The 18,605-nt window shown below is 69.0% G+C and carries 20 protein-coding genes; all 20 read right to left on the reverse strand.

Annotated elements, in window-relative coordinates:
• Positions 1-12: 12 nt before the first annotated feature.
• Positions 13-240 (reverse strand): holin, encoded by a 228-nt coding sequence (locus tag ABT063_RS01990; RefSeq protein WP_351055095.1) that lies wholly within the window; start codon positions 238-240, stop codon positions 13-15.
• Positions 241-242: 2 nt separating this feature from the next.
• A complete protein-coding gene (locus ABT063_RS01995; protein ID WP_351055096.1) occupies positions 243-1,124 on the reverse strand; it encodes a peptidoglycan recognition protein family protein in 882 nt (293 codons plus the stop codon).
• Between the two features lie 57 nt (positions 1,125-1,181).
• Entirely contained in the window at positions 1,182-1,679 is a 498-nt protein-coding gene (locus ABT063_RS02000; protein ID WP_351055097.1) for a hypothetical protein, read from the reverse strand.
• Positions 1,676-2,110 carry a hypothetical protein gene (locus tag ABT063_RS02005; RefSeq protein ID WP_351055098.1) on the reverse strand — a complete coding sequence of 145 codons (435 nt, stop codon included), beginning with the start codon at positions 2,108-2,110 and terminating at the stop codon, positions 1,676-1,678. Before ABT063_RS02005 ends, ABT063_RS02000 begins: the two co-directional genes overlap by 4 nt.
• Positions 2,111-2,120: 10 nt before the next feature.
• The gene (locus ABT063_RS02010) at positions 2,121-4,544 is read right to left on the reverse strand and encodes a LamG-like jellyroll fold domain-containing protein (RefSeq protein WP_351055099.1); all 2,424 of its coding nucleotides are present in this window, start codon (positions 4,542-4,544) and stop codon (positions 2,121-2,123) included.
• Positions 4,545-4,555: 11 nt separating this feature from the next.
• Positions 4,556-7,915: a hypothetical protein gene (locus tag ABT063_RS02015; RefSeq protein ID WP_351055100.1), complete on the reverse strand. Its 3,360-nt coding sequence runs from the start codon at positions 7,913-7,915 to the stop codon at positions 4,556-4,558.
• A gap of 142 nt (positions 7,916-8,057) precedes the next feature.
• Positions 8,058-8,513, reverse strand: a complete 456-nt coding sequence (locus ABT063_RS02020) for a hypothetical protein (protein WP_351055101.1) — start codon at positions 8,511-8,513, stop codon at positions 8,058-8,060.
• Positions 8,514-8,521: 8 nt separating this feature from the next.
• On the reverse strand, positions 8,522-9,043 hold the full coding sequence (locus tag ABT063_RS02025; RefSeq protein WP_351055102.1) for a hypothetical protein: 522 nt from the start codon (positions 9,041-9,043) through the stop codon (positions 8,522-8,524).
• Positions 9,044-9,050: 7 nt separating this feature from the next.
• The gene (locus ABT063_RS02030; RefSeq protein ID WP_351055103.1) at positions 9,051-10,037 is read right to left on the reverse strand and encodes a phage tail tube protein; all 987 of its coding nucleotides are present in this window, start codon (positions 10,035-10,037) and stop codon (positions 9,051-9,053) included.
• 3 nt (positions 10,038-10,040) lie between these two features.
• Positions 10,041-10,262 (reverse strand): hypothetical protein, encoded by a 222-nt coding sequence (locus tag ABT063_RS02035; RefSeq protein ID WP_351055104.1) that lies wholly within the window; start codon positions 10,260-10,262, stop codon positions 10,041-10,043.
• 25 nt (positions 10,263-10,287) lie between these two features.
• Positions 10,288-10,755, reverse strand: a complete 468-nt coding sequence (locus tag ABT063_RS02040; RefSeq protein ID WP_351055105.1) for a hypothetical protein — start codon at positions 10,753-10,755, stop codon at positions 10,288-10,290.
• Positions 10,756-11,574 carry a head-tail connector protein gene (locus tag ABT063_RS02045; RefSeq protein WP_351055106.1) on the reverse strand — a complete coding sequence of 273 codons (819 nt, stop codon included), beginning with the start codon at positions 11,572-11,574 and terminating at the stop codon, positions 10,756-10,758.
• Between the two features lies 1 nt (position 11,575).
• Complete coding sequence (locus ABT063_RS02050) at positions 11,576-12,223, reverse strand: hypothetical protein (protein WP_351055107.1); 648 nt, start codon at positions 12,221-12,223, stop codon at positions 11,576-11,578.
• Between the two features lie 5 nt (positions 12,224-12,228).
• On the reverse strand, positions 12,229-12,624 hold the full coding sequence (locus ABT063_RS02055) for a hypothetical protein (protein ID WP_351055108.1): 396 nt from the start codon (positions 12,622-12,624) through the stop codon (positions 12,229-12,231).
• Between the two features lie 8 nt (positions 12,625-12,632).
• Positions 12,633-13,043, reverse strand: coding sequence for a hypothetical protein (locus ABT063_RS02060; RefSeq protein ID WP_351055109.1), 411 nt, complete (start codon positions 13,041-13,043; stop codon positions 12,633-12,635).
• A 70-nt stretch (positions 13,044-13,113) separates the two neighbouring features.
• Complete coding sequence (locus ABT063_RS02065) at positions 13,114-14,595, reverse strand: phage major capsid protein (protein ID WP_351055110.1); 1,482 nt, start codon at positions 14,593-14,595, stop codon at positions 13,114-13,116.
• On the reverse strand, positions 14,595-15,650 hold the full coding sequence (locus ABT063_RS02070) for an HK97 family phage prohead protease (RefSeq protein ID WP_351055111.1): 1,056 nt from the start codon (positions 15,648-15,650) through the stop codon (positions 14,595-14,597). The genes ABT063_RS02065 and ABT063_RS02070 overlap by 1 nt, the downstream gene beginning before the upstream one ends.
• The gene (locus tag ABT063_RS02075) at positions 15,650-17,002 is read right to left on the reverse strand and encodes a phage portal protein (protein WP_351055112.1); all 1,353 of its coding nucleotides are present in this window, start codon (positions 17,000-17,002) and stop codon (positions 15,650-15,652) included. The genes ABT063_RS02070 and ABT063_RS02075 overlap by 1 nt, the downstream gene beginning before the upstream one ends.
• The gene (locus ABT063_RS02080; RefSeq protein WP_351055113.1) at positions 16,999-17,178 is read right to left on the reverse strand and encodes a hypothetical protein; all 180 of its coding nucleotides are present in this window, start codon (positions 17,176-17,178) and stop codon (positions 16,999-17,001) included. The genes ABT063_RS02075 and ABT063_RS02080 overlap by 4 nt, the downstream gene beginning before the upstream one ends.
• Positions 17,160-18,557, reverse strand: a complete 1,398-nt coding sequence (locus ABT063_RS02085) for a terminase large subunit domain-containing protein (RefSeq protein WP_351055114.1) — start codon at positions 18,555-18,557, stop codon at positions 17,160-17,162. The genes ABT063_RS02080 and ABT063_RS02085 overlap by 19 nt, the downstream gene beginning before the upstream one ends.
• Between the last annotated feature and the right edge of the window lie 48 nt (positions 18,558-18,605).

Here is an 18,605-nt window from a genome sequence, read left to right on the forward strand (position 1 = left end):
GGCTCCGATCGGTCAGACGTCGGAGCGCGGCGTGTGCGGCGCCGCCCATCCGGCGACCGCCGCTGAAGCGGCTGGCACGAGTGCGAGGACGAACGGCTCCAGGGCGTCGGGCATGCCGGAGATCAGGGACGGGTCGTCGGTGACGGCGCCGAGGATCGCCAGCCCGGCGAGGCTTGCCAGGTAGGTGAGGACCGAGGCGGCCTTGACCTTCTTTTCGATGGGGGCAGAGGCAGCAGCCATGGTCAGGACTCCTTCGTGAGTGTGTCGCCGAGCTGCTCGAGCGCGGCCTTCGCGCCGGCCTCCGCCGCGGCCTGGACCTGAGCCAGCGGCAGCCCGCCGTCCCGGGCGAGCGCCGCAACCGCGGCGGCGAGCGCGGCGACCTGCGCGGTGAGGGCGGCCGTGGTCTTGTCGATACGGCGGATGCGGGTCGTGTTGTCGTTGACGTGGGAGCCGAACGCCCAGTAGTGCTTGGGCGACTTGGGGTCGGCGCTGTAGTCGGCCGCGTCCTTCGGGGCCTTGAAGACGCCGTCGGTACCGGCCAGCGTCTCCAGGTCGTCCTTGGTGAATGCCACGTCGTTTTCCTCGGGGGTGGTGGTTTTGGGCGGGGTGGGCGACGCTGCGGGGCGGGGTGCTCCCGCCTTGACCCAGGCGTAGACGGCGTCACCTGGGCAGGCGGTGGCGTAGCCGTCGCGGTGGCCGCCGATCCACATACCGGCCGGGCCCTGGGTGCGGCAGTACTCCAGCGCGTCGCGGGCGCCGTGCAGTTGGGCGTCGGTGGGCTTGGTGAGGCCGGTGGAGCCGACCATGAGCAGCACCGCGTAGTCCTGCTCGTTCAGGCTGGTGTTGCCGTTCGCGCTGTTGCGGCGCTTGAGGCCGCGACCCTCGTACACGTAGCCGTGCGTGCAGACGACGAACGAATAGCCGATGTCGGACCAGCCGTTGCCGTCCATGTGCTGTGCCTGGATTTGACGGACGTAGTCGTCGCACTTGTCGTGGGACCGGTCACTGTAGGCGGTACCGAGGTAGTGGAACTTCACCCCGCGGCGCGGCCGGCTGTACGGGGTGGCCCCGTTGGGTGTGCGGTAGGCGCGGGCGCCCCACTGCGATCGAGAGACGAGCTTCACGGCGTCCCCCTTTCTGGGCATGAAAAAGACCCCGGCCGTCGGCGCGGGGCGTCGGGGTCAGGCTGCGGTTTCGTACAGGAACGTCATGCGGACCTGGGCGCCGGCGGCGAGGGTTTCCGGGAGTGTCGGGCTCATCCAGCCCAGGCGGGGGTTGGTGCTGCTGGAGGAGAAGAACGGGCTGGTTGTGCTAGCGGAGTTGCCGATCAGCATGTGCCCGGCCCACCGGTCGGTCCCGAGGAGTTGTGCGTTGCCGATGATGGTGGAGCCGGTGTTGGCGGAGGTGAAGGGCAGGCTGAAGCTGTAGTTGCCGGTGCCGTAGGTAGTAGTGCTGCCGGTGGTGAGGTTGATGTGGCAGAGGCAGGTTCGGCCGATCTTCATGTGTCGGCCGGTCAAAGTCCCGTTACCCAGGACCGGGTTCGTGGAGGACGACGTCCAGGTAGGTGTGTAGGCGGTCCAGGCGGCGAACATCGAGTTGAACTGATCGCGGATCTCCTGGTTCATGATCGCGGCGGACACGACCTCACCGACGACGAAGGTGCGCGGGGCGAACGTCACAGCTCCTCCATCGGTCCGGGATCCGGTACCGGGTCCGGCGGCCGGTTCGGGTTGTTCGGGTCGTCGTCGTTCCACCAGTTCCGCAGGGCAGGCTTCAGCGGCAGCAGTGCCGCCTCCACGGCGGCGATGTCCGCGGGGAAGATCAGCGCGCACCATCCCCACTGACACTCGGTGCAGGCGTACCGGGGGTCGGTCGGGGAGACGACGGCCGCCGAACCGCAGCTGGTGCAGTCGGCGAGCCACCGGTTCTGGTTGATGCGCGCGTAGTACGTCTCGTCGACCGTCTCGGCCGGCGGGACGACGCGGCGCCCCATCCGAGTCTCGTACCAGCGCCACACCAGCTCGGCGGCGGGCACGTCAGCCCACGCGTCGGGCGGCATGGAGGGCGGGGGCGTGTAGAACGTCTCGGCCCTGACCACGGCGATGGGCATGCGGGGGCTCCTAGTAGGCGAGGCGGGTGGTGGAGTCGAGGACGCTGTAGGTGGGGTCGTCGAGGACCCACACGGTGTCGGTGTCGGCCCGCGACGTGTAGAAGTCGAGGTGGTGCTGGTTCAGGCCGATCCGCTCGGTGTAGCCCTCGACGAACACGTTCGTGGTGGCGGCCGGTGCCTGGTCGGGCAGGCTGGTCAAGCCGATCACTGTGGACACGTCGGCATCCAGGAGGGCGCGGTAGGTTGCCACGGGCATCGAGTACGCCTCGACGGGCACCTGCCGGACTTCGGCGACCGGATTCGCGTACCGGCTGACGAGCCAGTTCGCCGCGTCGAGGGCGGAGTTGTCGCTGTTCTTGAACAGCTGCAGGTCCCGGGACTTCTCGCCGTAGGTGTCGATCGACGCTTGGTTGAGCACTCGCTGGGTGGCGCCGCCCGGCCTGCTCGCGGTGACGGTGTTGACCAGCTTCTGGTTGTCGTAGGCGTACTTGACGCCGTCCGTCTCCAGGTCGGGGTAGCTGAGTGTCAGCGCGGGCGTCGGGTTGTAGCGCACGTCCCTGGACTGGAACAGCAGCGGGCCCGAGTTCCTGGTTGTCAGGAGCTTGCCGGACTCGGTCGCCTCAATTTCCCGCATGTGGTCCAAGGCGCTGCTGCCCAGTGCGGCCTGCGACGCCACCGCGTCGAACGTACTGCCCTGGAAACTCACCGTGACGCCGGCGTAGGAGGCGAGGCGGGAGAGCCGGGCGTTGGCGGCTTCACCGATGTGCTCGGTCGTGCCTGTCGTGTAGTGGCCGGACAGCTCGGCCGCGGTCACCGACCGGCAGTAGACGGCGACGTGAGCGATGGTGCCCGACCACAGGCGCGTGTTCCGGTAGCCGCCCACCGACAGCGTGCGTAGCTGATCGCCGTTGAAGCTGCTCAGCGAGTAGGAGACGCCGTCGATGTAGAGCAGGTTCTCGAACTCGTTGTAGACCATGTGGTGCAGGGCGCCGTCGGCGAGGTTCGGGGTGGCGAACACGTAGGACTGGGTGCCGTTGCCGCCCTGGTCTTTCTCCAGGGCGAGCTTGCCGGTGCCGGACTCCAGCAGGATGACTACCTTGGTGGCGCCGTCGCTTGAGGCCAGCGCCATCAGGACGCGGCCGTTGGTGCTGGTGGAGAACCACGCCTCGGCCCGCACCCGGAAGCTGGTGTTGGCGTCGACGAAGTTGGGGCCGAGGTCGGCGGTGAGGTACTTGCCCGCACTCGTCGACGCCGGCGTGAACACGGGCGCTCCGCCCGCGCTGGCAGGTCCTGTGCCCGCGCCGAACTCGAGCGTGCCTCCGGCCCCGGTCTGCACGAGGGAGAGGGAGCCCACTCCCTGCGTGCCGGACAGGTCGCCGGCGCTCGCGCTGGCCTCCGGCTCGGTCAGCGGGTAGTAGACGGTCGGCCGGTCGAGCAGGACTTCCTGCACGAGCATCGGCTTCAGCGGCTTGGTGATGCTGGCCCACGTGAAGAGGTCCGAGCAGGTGATGGTGGCCGTGGACGCGAGGCCCTTCCACGCCACCGGCCACTGGTTGACGAGGCCGAAGAAGCGGGGGTGGACGGTCGCGCCGAGCCAGTCCCATTCGGCATAGTCGCCGGTGCCGCCGGTGCGGGTGCCGGTGAACTCGAAGTCGACGGTTTGCGAGGTCACCCAGGCGGGGGTGGCGAGGCTGCGGCGCACGGTCCAGGTGGCGCCGTCGCGGGAGGATTCCCAGTAGACGGTGCCCGCAGTCTCGCGGACGCGTAGCCACATGTGGTCGTAGGCGGAGTAGGTGAGGGACACCGGGCTGCCGTCACTGAACGACACCTGGTTCTGGCAGCTGAGGACGTTGGTGACGGGGTTGTAGGACCAGCCGATCCGGGTTCCGCTGGTGGTGGAGTGCACCCACATGCTCGCGGTCGCGGTCGACGAGCCGCCCGCAGCCGGTGCGCTGATCAGCCGGGCAGTCACCTTGGACCCGGTCAGGGTCCACTGACGGACGGTGCGGAATCCCGAGAACACCCCGGGGTCGAGACGGATGCGGGCCCGGCCGCCGGTCTCGCTCGCGCCGCCGTACACGGTCGGCCACAGCGCGGTGTTCACCCGGTTGTCGTCGAAGTCGTCGGACAGCATCTCGATCGGGTACGGCACCGACCCGGTCTGCGGCGTGAACGTCGCGACGCTGACCCGGATCGGAACGGCCAGCTTCACGTTCGGGTAGTAGGCGCCCGGCCGGTCCGGAGTGAACCGCCCGTCCGAGTTGTCGAGGACCAGGCTGCACGTCCCGGGCTGTATCTCGCCCAGCTCGTTCTCCGCACCGCGCGTGATATCGATCCCGCGCGACAGGTCGACGTACTGGGAGATGTCCGTCAGCGTGGGAGAACTCGCGGTCAGGGCGTGCCCGAACGCGACCTCGACGATGGTGTGCGTCACCAGACCTCCTCTCAGGCCAGGCCGAGATCGCCGCCGCCGTTGTTCCGCTTCAGCTCGCGCAGGGCCTCGCGGGCAGCCCGCGCGAACCCGAGCGTGTCTACGACCGCGCCGTCGACGTGGATGTGGATATCGCCGCCGCCGCGCCGCCCGGCGACAACCGCCGCCCGGCCGACGACTGGGGAAGCGAAAGCGCGCCCCGCGATCCGGCCCGCGACGGTGTCCATCGCCTGGTCGATGTACGGCAGTCCCTTGATGACGCCGACCGCCACGCCCTTCGTGGTGTTCTCCCCGTCGGGCATCATCTTGGTCGCCGGGCTCTTGATCCCCAGGGCCTTGCGCAGGGATCTCTGCATGGCCTTGGCGATCTTCTCCATGGCCTTCTCCAGTTGCTTCTCCTGGGAGAGGAGGCCCGTGAGGAAACCCTTCGACGCGTTCTTGCCGCTGTCGTACATGCGGTCCGCGCCGAGGCGGCCAAGGCTCGTCGTGCTCTTGTCCACTTGGGTTTGCAGGGAGTTGATCTGCTTGAACGTGTTCTTGTCCGCGCCGACGAGCGCACTCGCGTAGGCGTAGCCCGCCTCGGGGCCCATGTTGAGGATCTGCCGCAGCAGCCCCTTGTTGAGGCCCTTCTTGGCGAGGATGTCGATATACCGGGTGAACATCCGGATCTGCGCCAGCTTCGACGCCAGCCCGGCCTTGATGCCGCCCGCGGTGACCTGCTCGGGTTCCATCCCGAGGTTTCCGAGGCTGGCGCCCTGGCGCGCCGATGACGTGATTTCGCTGGCGTACTTCTTCGCCGTGGCGATGGTCGCGGCGACCTTGTCCCGCTTGGCCGCCAGGGCGAGGAGCTTCTTCGTTTCCCGGTTGACCATCGCGACCAGGCGGTTGTCCTTCGACCCGGAGAACGCAGTCCAGATGTCCTTCGCGAGATCCTTCGCAGTGGCCTTGATCTTGGCCCGGGATCCGGTCAGGCCGATGATCATGCCCTTGCCGACGTCGGCCATCAGCGCCTTCGTCTTCTTCGACGGAGACTTGATCTGCAGTTCCTCGCTGATACCGGCCGTGACCGCGGCCGCCATCACCCGGGCAGCCGTAAACACGCCGGACGTCGACCCCAGCCCCGCGGCAAGACCTTGAGCCGCGGCTACGCCCGCGCCCACCGTGCTGCTCAGCATCTTCTTGGTCGTCGCCGCATCGAAGACCCGGGCGTCGGCCCCGAACGTGACGATCTCCGGGCCCTCTTCGCCGACGATGGCCATCTCGCCCCGGCGGGGCGTACCACCGTCCGCGTATCCGTTGAGCTTGGCGTTGTTCCGGCCCGCGGTGGCCTCGACGTTGATGGTGTGGCGGACGGTGTAGATGTCGACGGTCTTGCCGCGGATCGCGTCGATCGCGCGTTTGATTGACCGCGCTGGCCCGCTCGCCCGGTCCAGCAAGGACGCCGTGACGTTCTTGTTCTTCAGCTCGCCGAGCTTGCGCTTCGCCGCGTCGACCTTGGCCTGCAGGTCCTTGATGGTGGCCTTGAGTGCGGCCTGCTTCTCCGGCGGCAGGCTCTTCATCTTCGCCTTGGCGGCCTCGATCTGGCTGGTCCAGTTGTTGATGTTCATCTTCAGCTTGCCCGCGGCCAGTTTCGGTGCGGACGAAGCCGCGAATTCGCTGGCCTTCTTCTCGGCCGTGGTAAGGCCGTTGAGGAAGCCGTTCTTGAACCGGTCGAAGTCCCGGTTGGCGGCCTTGAGCTTGTCGCCGATGCCGGGGACCCAGCCGAACGCCTTGGCACCGCCGGACACGATGGCGTCGAGCGCGGTCAGTACGCCGGTCGCCGCCAGCCGGAACCCGCGGATGATCACGGGGGTTGCGCTGATCGCGGCGCTGGTCATGTCGATCATCGCGCCGCCGAAGACCCGGGCGCCTTCCAGGACGGCGACCTTGTTGTCGGCGACCCAGCGGTTGAGCCGCTGCAGCGGGCCGACCGCCTTGTCTACGGACTCGCCGATCGGCAGGAACGCCGAGGCGATCCCCAGGCCGGCATCCTTCAGCGTTGGCCCGACGATCGCGCCGACGTCGCGGACCGTCTTCAGTCCGAAGCTGACGTCCTTGATCACCGGGCGCAGCAGTACGAGGACACCGCGCAGGCCGTCCATGGCGCCCGCCGCCAGGTTGCCGCCGATCTTGAAGGTCTCGCCGAAGAGCGGGCCGAGGGTGCGGCCCGCCTCGCCTCCCAGCCGGCCGATCCCGCCGAGGAGGCTGTTGACCGAGTCGAACAGCCCGTCGAGCATGTCCGCGGTACCGGGGATGCCGGTCTTCAGCCCGTCGAACATGTCGGGCAGACCCTTGGACAGGAGTCCGCCGATGCCGTCCGAGAACGCCTTGAGGGTGGGCCCGGAGGCGGCGCCGAAGTCGAGGAGGCTGCGGGTGAACGGGCCCATCGACCGGGTCATGTCCCCAACGAATTGAGTGCCCAGCTTCAGGTTCGTCTGCAGGTCGTCCTGGAACCCGGAGTCTTTGAGCAGGCGGCCGACGCCTTCGGCCGCGTCCCCGAACCCGGCGCCCATCTCGGTCGCACTCTTACCGATGATCTTCACGACCGGCTCGGCGTCCTTCAACGCCCGAGTGAAGCCCGGGAGCATCGCCTTCTGGACGTCCTTGCCGACGCCGGCGAACTCCCTCTTCATCCCGACGAGTTCCTCGGTGAAGGAACGAGCCTCGGGAGACAGCTTCTTGAGGGCCTCGGCGTACTCCTCCTTGCCCTTGCCCGCCGCCTCCATCGCATCGCCCACACCGGCGAAGCCCAGCTTCAGGGTGACCGCGGCGAGGGCGCCGCCGGCCATCATCGGCACCAGCGCGCCGAGCGCAGGGAGCAGCGACAGACCGGCCGCAGCAGCCACGCCCAGCATGACGCCGCTGAGTCCGCCGCCGGAGCTGCCCAGGGCCCCGGCAGCGCTACCGCCCGCCGAAGCCACATCGCCGAGGCGGCGCGCCACCACGGGCATTCCGCCCGCCATGGCCTGGGCAGCGTTCGAAGCCGAGAGGAAACGGCCACGCAGATCGCGCAGCCGGCCGTTCGCGTCGGTGGTGAACGTGGCAACACCGCGCTGCGCCTGGACGCTGGCGTCGGCGACGCCGAGAAGCCGCCGGGCAGCCGCCACCATGCGGGTGCCCATGCCGTCCGCGGAGTCGCCGGCCGACGTGAACCGGCCCTGTAGGTCCCGAATCCGGGTGTTGGCATCGGTGGTGAACTGGCGCACTGCCCGGGCGCCGCGCTCGCTGGAGTCGGCCAGGCGGCGGTGCAGGCGGGCCGCCGAGTCGCCGGCCTGGTTCAGAACGCGGGTCAGCCGGTCGTCGCCGTCGAGGACGAACCGCATCCGGTCGGCCATCACTCACCCCCTGACTGGGCGGCCCGGAGCCGGGCCTCGTGGTTGTCGATCCAGGTGGTGAGCAGGTCGAACTCTTCCTCGGTGAGGTCGTCGACGTCCCGCGCGGTGTAGTGCAGGTACAGCCCGAACAGGGGCAGGTAGGTCAGGCGGCGCTCGGTGAAGCTGGGATCGGCTCCGGCTCCAGGGCGGGGGCCGGGTCTTTTGGGGCCGTCACGTCGGCGATCGCGGCCTCTGCGTCCTCGCGGTTGAAGGCGCTGTCACGCAGTTCGTCGAACGCCTCGGCGAGAGCCTCAGGGGTGCTGCCGTACTCCTCGAGGAGAGCCTCGGCGTACCCCTTGACCTCGCGAGCGTCGAGCCGCGCCCGCAGCTCGCCCTCCCACGGATCGAAGTCTCCGTAGCGCAGGCCGGGTTCGGCCCGCTTCCTGATGACCCAAGCGACGGTGCGCATGGCGTTGATCTCGCCCTCGCTCACCGCTTCCTTGATGTCACGCCAGTTGGCGCCCGCGGTCCGCTCGGCGATCTGGATCTCGGAGGCGCGCAGCTTGCCCGCGTCGAAGTGCTGCTCGTCGGCGCCCTCCGGCGCGTAAATGATGATCACGGGTGCTCCTATTCGAGGCGGCGCCGGACGTCGTCGAGGACGCGGGCCACCTCTCGCTCCATACGGGGTGTGTGGCGGCGGACCGTGCGGTCCCACCAGAAGGGCGTGACGGTCTGGTTCGACCAGCGGCGCCGGTTGCCGAACACCGGGTGCCTGATCCGGCCGGGCGGCGGACCGGAGTTGATGACCTTGGGCATGTTCTTCAGGTCCGGCGGCAGGCGGCCCTTGTCGACCCACACGGTGGCGCCCGGCCGGCCGCCGGTCCGGACCGAAATGCGGATCGCGTCGGCGATCGTCGCCCGCAGCGGGCGCGTCGTCGGCGACGCTCCGCCGCGCTTGCCGGGGCTGCGGCCGGGCGATCCGATATTCAGGCCGCGCATCGTGGACTGCAGGTCGTCCTTCAGCGGCTCGGCCGCGCGGCGGATGCGGCGCTGCATGCTGGATCGGATGTTCTCCCCGCCGGCAGCCCGCAGTCTCCGCTGGAGTTCGAGCAGGCTGCCGGTGTTGAGGATCCGCACATCGCGGGTCACGGTGCACTCACAGCGTGACGTCGGTGGAGATGTACTCGATGCGCGGCTGGTTGGTGCCGTCGAAGAGACCCACGAAGTTGAACGTGGGCTTGACGACGCCGAAGCCGTCCACGACGGGCGGGCCCTCGTCCAGCTTGATCGCGGGGAGGGTGACTCGGAAGACCTCATTGTGCGGGCTCGCGATCTCCGGCCCGATGAACTCCCAGACGAAGCTGGTCGCACCGTCGGAGGTGTGCAGGTCGTCGAGCGTGGTGTGGGTGTAGTCCGTCTCCAAAGACCCTGTGATCTTCACCTGGTCGTTCTCGATCGGCTCCTTCTTCAGCGCCGACTGATTCGCGTAGAACCGCTCGACGTCCTGCGGCCTCTCGAACTTCACGCTGACCTTGCGGATGCCGTCGAGCGCGGTCTCCGCACCGAAGCCACCCACCTTGAGCGCCATCTGCCCGAAGTGGAACGGGCTCATGTTGGAGTACGACGCCGCCGCCAGGGTCTGCGTCTCGTCGCAGTCCTTGCCGTCGAACTCAAACGTACTGGTGAGCATCTCGCCCATACCGCACGCGAACTCACCCGAGGTGACCTTGCAGCCCAAGAAGGTCTTGTCGGTCACCGTGCCCGACGTCAAGGGCACGCCCTTCTGGATCGTCAGCGACTTGCCCGCCACGCTGGCCAGCGTGTGCGTCTGCAGATAGGCCGCCGTCGCGCCCTGCTGCACCGGCGTCACCGTCGTACCCATGAGCGCCTGCAGCAGCAGCCCCATGGCCTTGTTGGTGACCTCCATGTCGATGGAGCCCTGGACTTCCTTGCGGGTGAGTACCCGTCGCGACGACAGCGCCAGCAGGCGACCGGCCGCGATGCCGGCGCTCTGTGCGGTCGTCTTCTTGAGAGCGAGGCTCTCCTTCGTGAACTCGATGAACTTCGACGGCGCGACGAACGTGCCGTAGCTGCTTTCGGCCGCGATGCCCAGCTGGGCGCCGAGGCCAGACCCGATCGCCATGGATCAGTCCTCCTTCTGCGACGCCTTGGCCGCGGTCTTCTTGAGCGGCGCCGGCGGCGCCTGCTCGCCCTTGGGCTCCTCGACCGGCTCCCAGTTGCCGGTCTGGCAGACGTAGCCGTCGAACCGCTCGTCGGGCACCTCGACAACCTCGTCGGGCTGTACCTCGCGGTCACCGAGCTCGGGCACTGTGACCGGCTCAGGCCCGATGAAGCGCACACGCGCCATGGCAGTACTCCTCCAGTGAGTTGGATCAGATCCGGGCGTGGCAGGACACCGTGAATCCCAAGGCCACTCGCGCTCCCTGGTCGGTGAAGTACTGGCGCAGCGACGCCCGCGTCAGTTGCGCCCAGAGAACGGTGTTGTTGAGCGTCGGCGCCTCCGGGTTGGCGGCGGTCGCGCGCAGCTGCTGCTCGACAACGCCGAAGATCTGGAAGGCCCGGGTGCGCACTGCGGCAAAGCCGTCGTCCCCTGACCAGACGTCGAGCACGCACGCGATGGTGAACTCCTCGTCGCGTGTGCGGGCGCCCGCCGCGTTGAAGTCCTGCACGAGGTCCGCGCTGGAGTCTTCGCCGCCCGACCAGCCCACGGCCAGGAAGTCCTCCGTGGCAATGTCGTTGGTCGGTGGCCCGTCCGTGACCATCACGTCGTCCAGGCCGCTCGCCGCTCCGAGGATGGCGAGCAATGCCGCAATGGCCCCGGGAAGAGCAGAGGTTGCCATCTACCCCACCCCCGGCGGCAGGCTGTCCGGATCCAGCAGCTGCACCGCGCGGTTGGGGATCGCGAACCCCAGACCCGGCAGCGGCTCGGTCACGTCGAAGTCGTCCGTGCCACGCTGCGGCCGGCCTGGTCCCTGCCGTGTACGCCACAGATGCTGAAGGATGATCTTCCCGGCGCTGCGGATGTTCGCCCCGACCACGACCCGGCCGACGACGTAGACCATGCGCAGTGGGCCGTAGAGCACACCACCGTCCATCTTGGTGACGATCCCTGTCTCGCCGTCCAAATCCAGGTCTGCGACGGCGTAGGACGTGCCGCCCGTCACCGTGGCCACGGCGCTGGTGAGTTCGATGGCGGGTGTTTGGGTCAGTGCAATGGAGCGGGCCCTGGTGAAGCGCATGACCTCGGTGACGGAGCGCACGACCACAGGGCCGGTGAACTGTTCGATGGCCCGAGTGCAGGCCTCGATCCAGTCGCGGATCTCGTCGTCGTCTGTGTTGTCGGTCTTCTTGAGGTGCCGCTTCGCCGTCTCGAGCGACATCAACGCCGGGGGTGCCGCCTCGCGGACGTCGAACATGTCCGTGTACGCGCCCGCGTTGACGCCCGTCGCCACCCACCGCACCGTGTGCCGACCGGCCTGCACTGTCGGATAGTCGTAGGCGTACACCCCGGTCGACGTCGGAGTGACAGGGCTGACCGTCGTGCTGGTCCGGTCGGGCAGGGTGATGGTCACGGCCATGGATCCGGCGTTCGCCGGGTTACCAGCCGCATCCGTCACGGTCGTGCCTAGCGGGACCACCGCGCCGAGGTCGAAGGCCATGTCAGCCTCCCTTCAGTGCTGGTGCACCACGCGGATTCGGACCGAGCCGGCCGAGCGTGCGCAGGCTGGGACCACACCGCCCGGGCCGCGTGATGTTCAGGTCGTCGAGTTCGGCGAAGTCCGCCGTTCCGGCATCGCGATGCGCCTCGAACAGCAGGCTCAGGTCGGTGCGTGACGCCCAGGCCGGGGAGGCGGCTGTGCGGAGTACCGTCCACGTCCGGCCGTCCGGCGCCGACTCCCAGCGCAACGTCCCGGCGTCCTCACGCAAACGCAGCCACGCGTGCGCCACCGGGTCGTAGGCAGGGAACAGAGCGCCGTCGTCGGCGTAACCGACACGCAGATACAGGCCCATCGCGTTCTGCGCCCGGTCGATCAGGAACCCGGCGTCGGTGCCGCCGGTGTCCGTGAGGACCAGCAGCGAACAGGCGGCCGTCGACGCCCCGCCGGCGGCGGGCGGATACACGCGCGCGGCGACCTGGCCCCAGGCCAGCGTGTATACGCTGGCCGACCGGTACGCGGCATACCCGGTGGTGCAGGGAATCCGGGCCCGGCCGCCGGCTTCAGTCGGATCCCCGTAGGACTGAGACCAGACGACCGGGTCCCGGACGCCGTCGTCGAAGGCATCGGACAGCAGGCCGAAGTTCGGCACTTGATCTACGCCTTCGTGAGGTCGGCGCTCAGTACCGTCTTGCGGGCCTGCCCGTTCTCCTCGGCGGCCAGAACGCGCACACGCTCGTCCTCGTCGGCGCCCTTCAGATACTCGATGACCTCCGGCGCCGTGTGCTCGCCCGGATCGAACGGCTTCGGGCCGCCGCCGCCCGAGTCGGCCGTCTGCGTCGGAGGCGTCAGGGAGCGCGGTGTGCCGGGCTCGGCGGTTGCCTGCTCGACGGGCTTGAGCTGTGCGGCCTGCACAACGGTTGCCGTGGGCTCCTCGAAGAGGTGCTTGTGGGTCTTGAGGATCGGGTGCTTGTCGTCGACCAGCTGGCCAGCGACGAACGCGACCGGGGCGCCGTCCCGCCAGATCGTGAACGACTCAGTGCAACGCTTCATGGTGCTCCTCAGCTGTGCGCGATCGGGGCGCGGCGCGTGAATCCGCGCAGGATGGTGGCGCCGAACGTGCCGCCCGTCGTGGCACCGGACGTGGTGACCGAGGCGCGCAGATAGCGCTTCGAGCCCTTGTAGCCGAGCTCGAACACCGTGTCGTCGTCGGTGGACGCGATGGTCGGCGCGCTCCCCTGCAGATCCGCCGCGGCGACCGTCGACCAGGCGGAGTTGTCGTCGGACTCCTGCAGAATCACGGCGTGCGAGCCGTCCGTGACGGTGCCGGTGTGAACGACGAGCATCGCCGACCGGGACGCGTCCTTGTTCTCGTTCAGGTCGACGCTGGTGCCGTTGACCGTGCCGTTCGTGCGCAGAGCGACGGTCAAAGTCGCCTTGGCCCGCGCCACGTTGTAGAGGCTCTGCCTCATGGGGTGACTCCCTTGGGGGATGCGGACGGCCGGAGAACCACGGGGTTCTCCGGCCGTAGGGCGGGCTGGATCAGGTGACGTTGAGCATGCGGAACGCGCCGTCGTTCACCGAATCGGCGCCGACCCGGTACCAGGCGTACCAGCCGCGCTGGCCGGTCGGCCGGCGGTTGGCGCCCACCAGGTGCGGCAGGAACTCGATGCTCATTCCGATGCGGTCGGCGATGACGTAGTTGTCGAAGTCGCCGTACACGGCCACGTAGTTCTCGGCCGCCGCGGTGACGACGCCGTCCATGTCCTCCGATTCCAGGGCCTTGCGGCCCAGGAGCAGCGGGGGGACGTCAGCGCCGATGCGCTCCCACAGGTTCGTGCCGCCGGAGCTGTCGAACTGGCGGATGGCGTTGTAGATGCCGCGGTTGGCCAGCCAAGCCGCGTTCGGCCGGTACCGGCCCGGAAGGGCGGTGTCCGTCTTGTAGACGTCGCCGGACGCGAAGGTGTCGGCGGTCGTCGAGGTGACGATCGACGAGGTGCCGGTGAGCGCGGTGACGATGCCCGTGGGCTGGCCCACGCCGGTACCGACGGCGAGGGCGGAGGCCTCCAGGGTGTCCTTGCCGAACGCCAGGAGCTTGCCCACCTCGGTGGTCACGTTGTCGGCGTCGTCCATCGCCTCGATGGAAATCGGCACAAAGCCGTCCGCCTTGTGCACCGGCACGGTGGGCTGTCCGAAGGCCGGAGCGTTGTCGCCCGCCTCCGAGTTCTCCGCCGCCCACCGCCACGACACGGCGCCGGCCGACACGCCGTTCCACACGTCGCCGGTGGCGACGACCTGCCGGGCCACCTGGCGGATCTGGTTGATCGACCCGTTCGCCGTGATGATGATCGTCGGGTCGAGCTGGAACGGCACCAGGTAGCCGCCCTGGTTGTCCGTGAGGGACATCGCGCGCTCGAGGGCGTGCTGCTCCTCGGGGGTGACCATGTGGCTCTTGCCGCGGGCCAGCTTGGACCAGGCGCGCATGTACTCCGGGGAGGACGTCGCCAGGCACATGCGGGCGATGGTGCCCCGCTTGTCGTCCCAGGCCTCAATGATGTCCGTCGATGCCGCCCGGATGCGGTCGTTCGCGCCGGCCATCTTCTCGACCGCGCACAGCGCGCGGGCCCGCAGCTCCTGGCCGAGGTCCTCGGGGGACCGGTTGAAGGTGCGCATCTCGCCGAGGTCCCACGGGTTGCGGAATCGGCGGTCCTCGACCGAGTCCGGGTTGAGGATCGGGTCGAGGTCGTAGGCGCTGCCGCTGCCCTGCGGCGTGCCCCGCTCGATGCCCAGGGCGGGCGGCTGCCGGTCGGTGGCCTGGGTGGCAGCACGGACGCGCTCCAGGGCGCTTCGGCGCTCTAGCTGGCGGCGGTGGTCGTCGACCTCGGCGAACTCGCGGGTGAGTTCGTCGAAGGTCTGCTCGTCCTCGGTGGTGAGGCTGTCGCGCTTCTCCAGCTCTTCGAGCTGGGCGCGGATGTCGCGCAGGCGGATGACCGCCTGGCCGTGCGAGAGCTGAAGCTTGGGCATCAGCCGGTCTCCTTCGGAGTGTCGATGGACGCCAGTACGCCGTCCATCAGCTCGCCGATTTCGGCCAGCTGAGAGCGCATGCGGACTGTGCGGTCGGAGGGCGACGGGTGCCCATCGGCGGGCGGCGCGTCAGTGGTGCTCGGGGTGGGCGGGTGCTCTGGAGTGAGCGGCGCGCCGGTGGAACGGTCGGCGGCCGGGTGCCCGTTGGCGGGCGGCGCGGCCGGTTTGCTGGCACGGATGGCCTCTCGCACGGTGCGTGCGATGGCCTCCGGGTCGTTGGTGACTCCGCTGAGGTCCACGACGATCTGCCGTCCTCCCAGCGGGTTTCCGGCCCGCTGGTAGAGCAGGGCGGTGGCGACCTCGCGGCGCAGCTCCGGATCGTCCGGGACGGACGGCGTAGCGGCGTCACGGGCGAGGGAGTGGCGGATGCGGCGGGTCATCTCGTCGTCGTGGGCCAGGCCGTCGGCAACGTCCCTGGCGCGCACGGACACGCTGGTGCCCGCGTAGGCCGGGAAGACGACAGGGCCGAGCTCGCGGCACTTCAGCTCGATCAGCTCGCGCTGCAGGGGCCCGCGGTCGCCCGGCATCCACAGCAGGTCGTAGACCTCCTCGGGCTTGACCAGCTTGCCGTTGACGTCGCGCCACTCCTCACGCACCACCTCGAACCGGAAGCTCATGCCGTTCACGGACTTCTCGGCGATGGCGTCGCGGACCGGCTGCATCAGCCAGTTGTCGGTGATGCGGCCCTCGACGTAGAGGCCCTGGTCGTCCTCGCGCAGGTCGCTGATCGCGCCGATCGGAATGGAGCCGATGAGCGGGTGCCGGCCGTGGTCGAACTGCATGACCGGGGTCTGCTCGCGGATCGTCTTCTTGAAGGCGCCCTTGCGGATGGTCTCGGTGAACGTGCCTTCCCAGGAGTTGATCTCGGTGGGCGTGCCGAAGAGGGCCGCGTACCCGGACAGGGTCCGGCCGTCGCCCTCCTCGTCACCGTCGGCGCGGACTAGCTGGAACGGTACGGACCTCTCCAGGTCCCGCACCGCAGCGGTCAGGGGCATCAGGAACCCTCCTCGGTCGGAGCGGGAATCGGGGGATCCTCGGCAGAGCCGGGTTTCTGCAGCTGCACGGAGAACAGGCCGGTGTGGTCCAGCAACGCCCAGTCGTTCGCGGTCACAGCGGCCATGACGGACGCCGGGGTGTACCCGGCGTCGACGAGGGTGCGGATCGTGCGGGACTGCACACCCTGGATCTCCGCAGCGTCCCGGGCGTCCTCGCGAAGAAACGGAACGTGCCGGGCGTCGTACCAGAGCCGCACCGCGCCCGAGCCGCTTCCCGGCGGTGTCACCAGCGGGGCGAAGGAACCCGCCGCGTTCTGCCACAGCGGGTGGATCGTGCCGTCCGCGAACCGGCGGCGCGCCTGCCCGTAGTTCGAGTAGGTGGCGGCCTTCAGCCCTTCCGACAGGCCAACGATGATCGAGGGCACTCCGGCCGCCGACGCGATGCGGGTCTCTCCAGCGCCCTGCACGCTGCTGAAGTCCATCTGCTGGAAGTCGGAGCCGACCACCGTCACGTCGGCGCCGCCGCCCAAGTAGAGCGTCTTGTAGGCGTTCTCCACCCCGCGGTGCGACGACTCCATCTTCGCCTTGAACTTGGCGAAAGCCTCTGGGGTGACCTCGCGTGCCAGCCGGACCACCAGGTTCGGCGTGGCGGCGTTCTCGAAGTACTTCTGCTTGTGCGCGGCCATCAGGTTGTCGTTCTGCGTCTCCCGCAGAACCGGCGTCAGCCACGACATGCCGCGGAACGTCGCCAGAGGGTCCGGGACCGGCGCGAAGTGCGCCACTTCCTCCGGCCACAGGAACACCGGCTCAGCGCCCGGTTCCTGATACCAGTAACCGAACCGGCGCCACCCCAGATCACCGCCGTGCGGATGCCGGCGCCGCTCAAGGACGATCTGCACCCAGTCCGGCCGCATCCGCACGGCTTCGTTCTCGTGCTCGGTCCAGTAGCTGTTGCCAGCCAAGTCGGCGTCCTGGATGACCCGTGACAGGAGATCCTGCGTCGTCCCGCCCGCCCACGGCGTCTCCAGCAACCGCAGATCCTGCGTGCCGAACATCTCGCTGGGTGTGCCGTTGTTCAACCGCTGCCACGTGAACCGCGGCGCCGAGAACACCGACATGCGGGCCACCATGCATGCCCAGATCACGGGGTTCGTCGCGAACAACGTCGCGTACCCGGGAAGGTCCGTGGGCGCTTTCTCGGCGGCTTGGCCGGGCTGCGACTGGGTGATGCCCAGGGCGGAGAACCCGCCGTAGCCCAGCGACGCCTGCAGAGCGGCCGCATAATCGTCGATCGTCGCGATGTTCCGGGTGCCAGACCGGGGGCGACGGGAACGCTGCCACAGGCTCGTCACGGGCTACCCCCGTCCGTGTCAGCCAGGAAGAGGCAGTACGCCACGAGCAGCATCCCCCCGACCATCAGGCCGGCCGCGAGGCCGATACCGACCCACACACCAGCGGTGATCATCCCCCCGCCCGTCAGCACGCCCGCCCGGGACCAGCCCGCGCGCGTCAGCCGAACTCGGCCCACGGTTCCACCTCCTCCTCCGGCTCTTCGATCTCGACGAAGACGCCCCAGCGGGCCAGCGTCACGCCCACCAGCGGCGTGATGTCCACGCCAAGGGATCGGCGGGCCCACGCCCACGACTCGCCCAAGTCCCGCTTCCGCGCGCCCGCCAACGCCGTCGCGAGCGGAGCATTGTCGAGATGCGAGATGCGGCCCGCTGCCACCGCGTCGTAGAATTGGCCGGTGGCCTGGACGACGTCCCGGGTCTTCGTCTGCACGATCGGAGCCAGCAACCGCGGCTCTTCGTCCTCGTCGACCTCTTCTTCCGGATCGACCTTCAGCTCGTCCGCCACGTCCTTGATGAGCGAGCCGGCCGGGCTGCCCGGGTCGATGACCCAGCAGCGCGGCCCCCACTTCTTCGTCAGCTCACGTGCACGCTTGGCCACCCAGTCCGTACCCGGCCGGTTGTCGACGACTTCGACGTGTACGGCAGCCGTGTCACCGCGGCGGCCGGCCACACAGATCGATGCGTGCGACCGCTCCGGGGTGACGTCGATGGCGAACGCCACCGGGTCCTCCGCAGCGCTCTCGTCGTCGGCCAAGGCATCCCACGCGTCCTTGCCGATGACCGCCCAGGCGTCGCCCTCTTCCGACGGATACTCGCCCTGGCCAAGGCGCTCGCGCGCGTACCCCTCCTTGCTCTGCGTGGCCCGCTCGTTGGCCACCTTTGCCAGCGTCAGCCGGTAACCGAGCGCCGGGTTCGATTTCATGACCGCCTTGTCGGATGCCGCGTCGTCATGGGCTGTGCAGTCCCGCGGGCACTCCTTGACGTGCAGGTCCGCCGACCACTCGAAGTACGCCAGCGACGGGTCCGGCACGCCAGCTTCGATCGCCGCCAGGGCCCGTTTCCGTAGCCGGGCCAGCTGAACAGAGGGCGCGCCGATACCGGCGCTGCCCAGGTACCAGATCTGCGGATCCTCGATGGCCGCCATCGTCGGCAGCAGCGCGTCCATCGCGTCGTCACCAAGGATCATGTCCTCGTCGAGGATGTTGCAGTCACCGGTGAAGCCGCGTCCGCTGCCCTTGCTGCGGGCGATGAACCGCAACTCCTGCCCGGAGTGCAACTCGATACCCTCGTCGCCTACCGTCTTGCGGTAGATCTTCACGCGTTTATGCAGGTCAGGGCATCCACGGATGAGGCGCTCGATCCGCTTGTACGCGGCCTTCGCCGTTTTGAACTCGTGCGCCGAGTGCAGGATGAGCTGCTCGCCACCGATGAACAAGCCCCACAGCTCGCGGGCTTCGATGATCCCGCCCTTGCCGTTCTGCCGCGGCACGTTGACCGCTACCTCGAACGACGACCAGCTGCCGTCTGCCTGCTCGCCCATGCCGACGCGCAGCACGTACTGCTGCCACGGGTCCAGGTGCAGGCCCGCCTTGGCGGCCAGGTC

This window comes from Streptomyces sp. NPDC002838 (genome assembly GCF_040295365.1).
GTDB lineage: Bacteria > Actinomycetota > Actinomycetes > Streptomycetales > Streptomycetaceae > Streptomyces.

What these genes read in the sequence shown, in the direction of transcription:
- ABT063_RS02005 (WP_351055098.1), bottom strand. Translation starts at nt 2,110, where the DNA reads ATGCCCATCGCCGTGGTCAGGGCCGAGACGTTCTACACGCCCCCGCCC.
- ABT063_RS02030 (WP_351055103.1), bottom strand. Translation starts at nt 10,037, where the DNA reads ATGGCGATCGGGTCTGGCCTCGGCGCCCAGCTGGGCATCGCGGCCGAA.
- ABT063_RS02015 (WP_351055100.1), bottom strand. Translation starts at nt 7,915, where the DNA reads ATGGCCGACCGGATGCGGTTCGTCCTCGACGGCGACGACCGGCTGACC.
- ABT063_RS02065 (WP_351055110.1), bottom strand. Translation starts at nt 14,595, where the DNA reads ATGCCCAAGCTTCAGCTCTCGCACGGCCAGGCGGTCATCCGCCTGCGC.
- ABT063_RS02040 (WP_351055105.1), bottom strand. Translation starts at nt 10,755, where the DNA reads ATGGCAACCTCTGCTCTTCCCGGGGCCATTGCGGCATTGCTCGCCATC.
- ABT063_RS02045 (WP_351055106.1), bottom strand. Translation starts at nt 11,574, where the DNA reads ATGGCCTTCGACCTCGGCGCGGTGGTCCCGCTAGGCACGACCGTGACG.
- ABT063_RS01990 (WP_351055095.1), bottom strand. Translation starts at nt 240, where the DNA reads ATGGCTGCTGCCTCTGCCCCCATCGAAAAGAAGGTCAAGGCCGCCTCG.
- ABT063_RS02060 (WP_351055109.1), bottom strand. Translation starts at nt 13,043, where the DNA reads ATGAGGCAGAGCCTCTACAACGTGGCGCGGGCCAAGGCGACTTTGACC.
- ABT063_RS02035 (WP_351055104.1), bottom strand. Translation starts at nt 10,262, where the DNA reads ATGGCGCGTGTGCGCTTCATCGGGCCTGAGCCGGTCACAGTGCCCGAG.
- ABT063_RS02070 (WP_351055111.1), bottom strand. Translation starts at nt 15,650, where the DNA reads ATGCCCCTGACCGCTGCGGTGCGGGACCTGGAGAGGTCCGTACCGTTC.
- ABT063_RS02055 (WP_351055108.1), bottom strand. Translation starts at nt 12,624, where the DNA reads ATGAAGCGTTGCACTGAGTCGTTCACGATCTGGCGGGACGGCGCCCCG.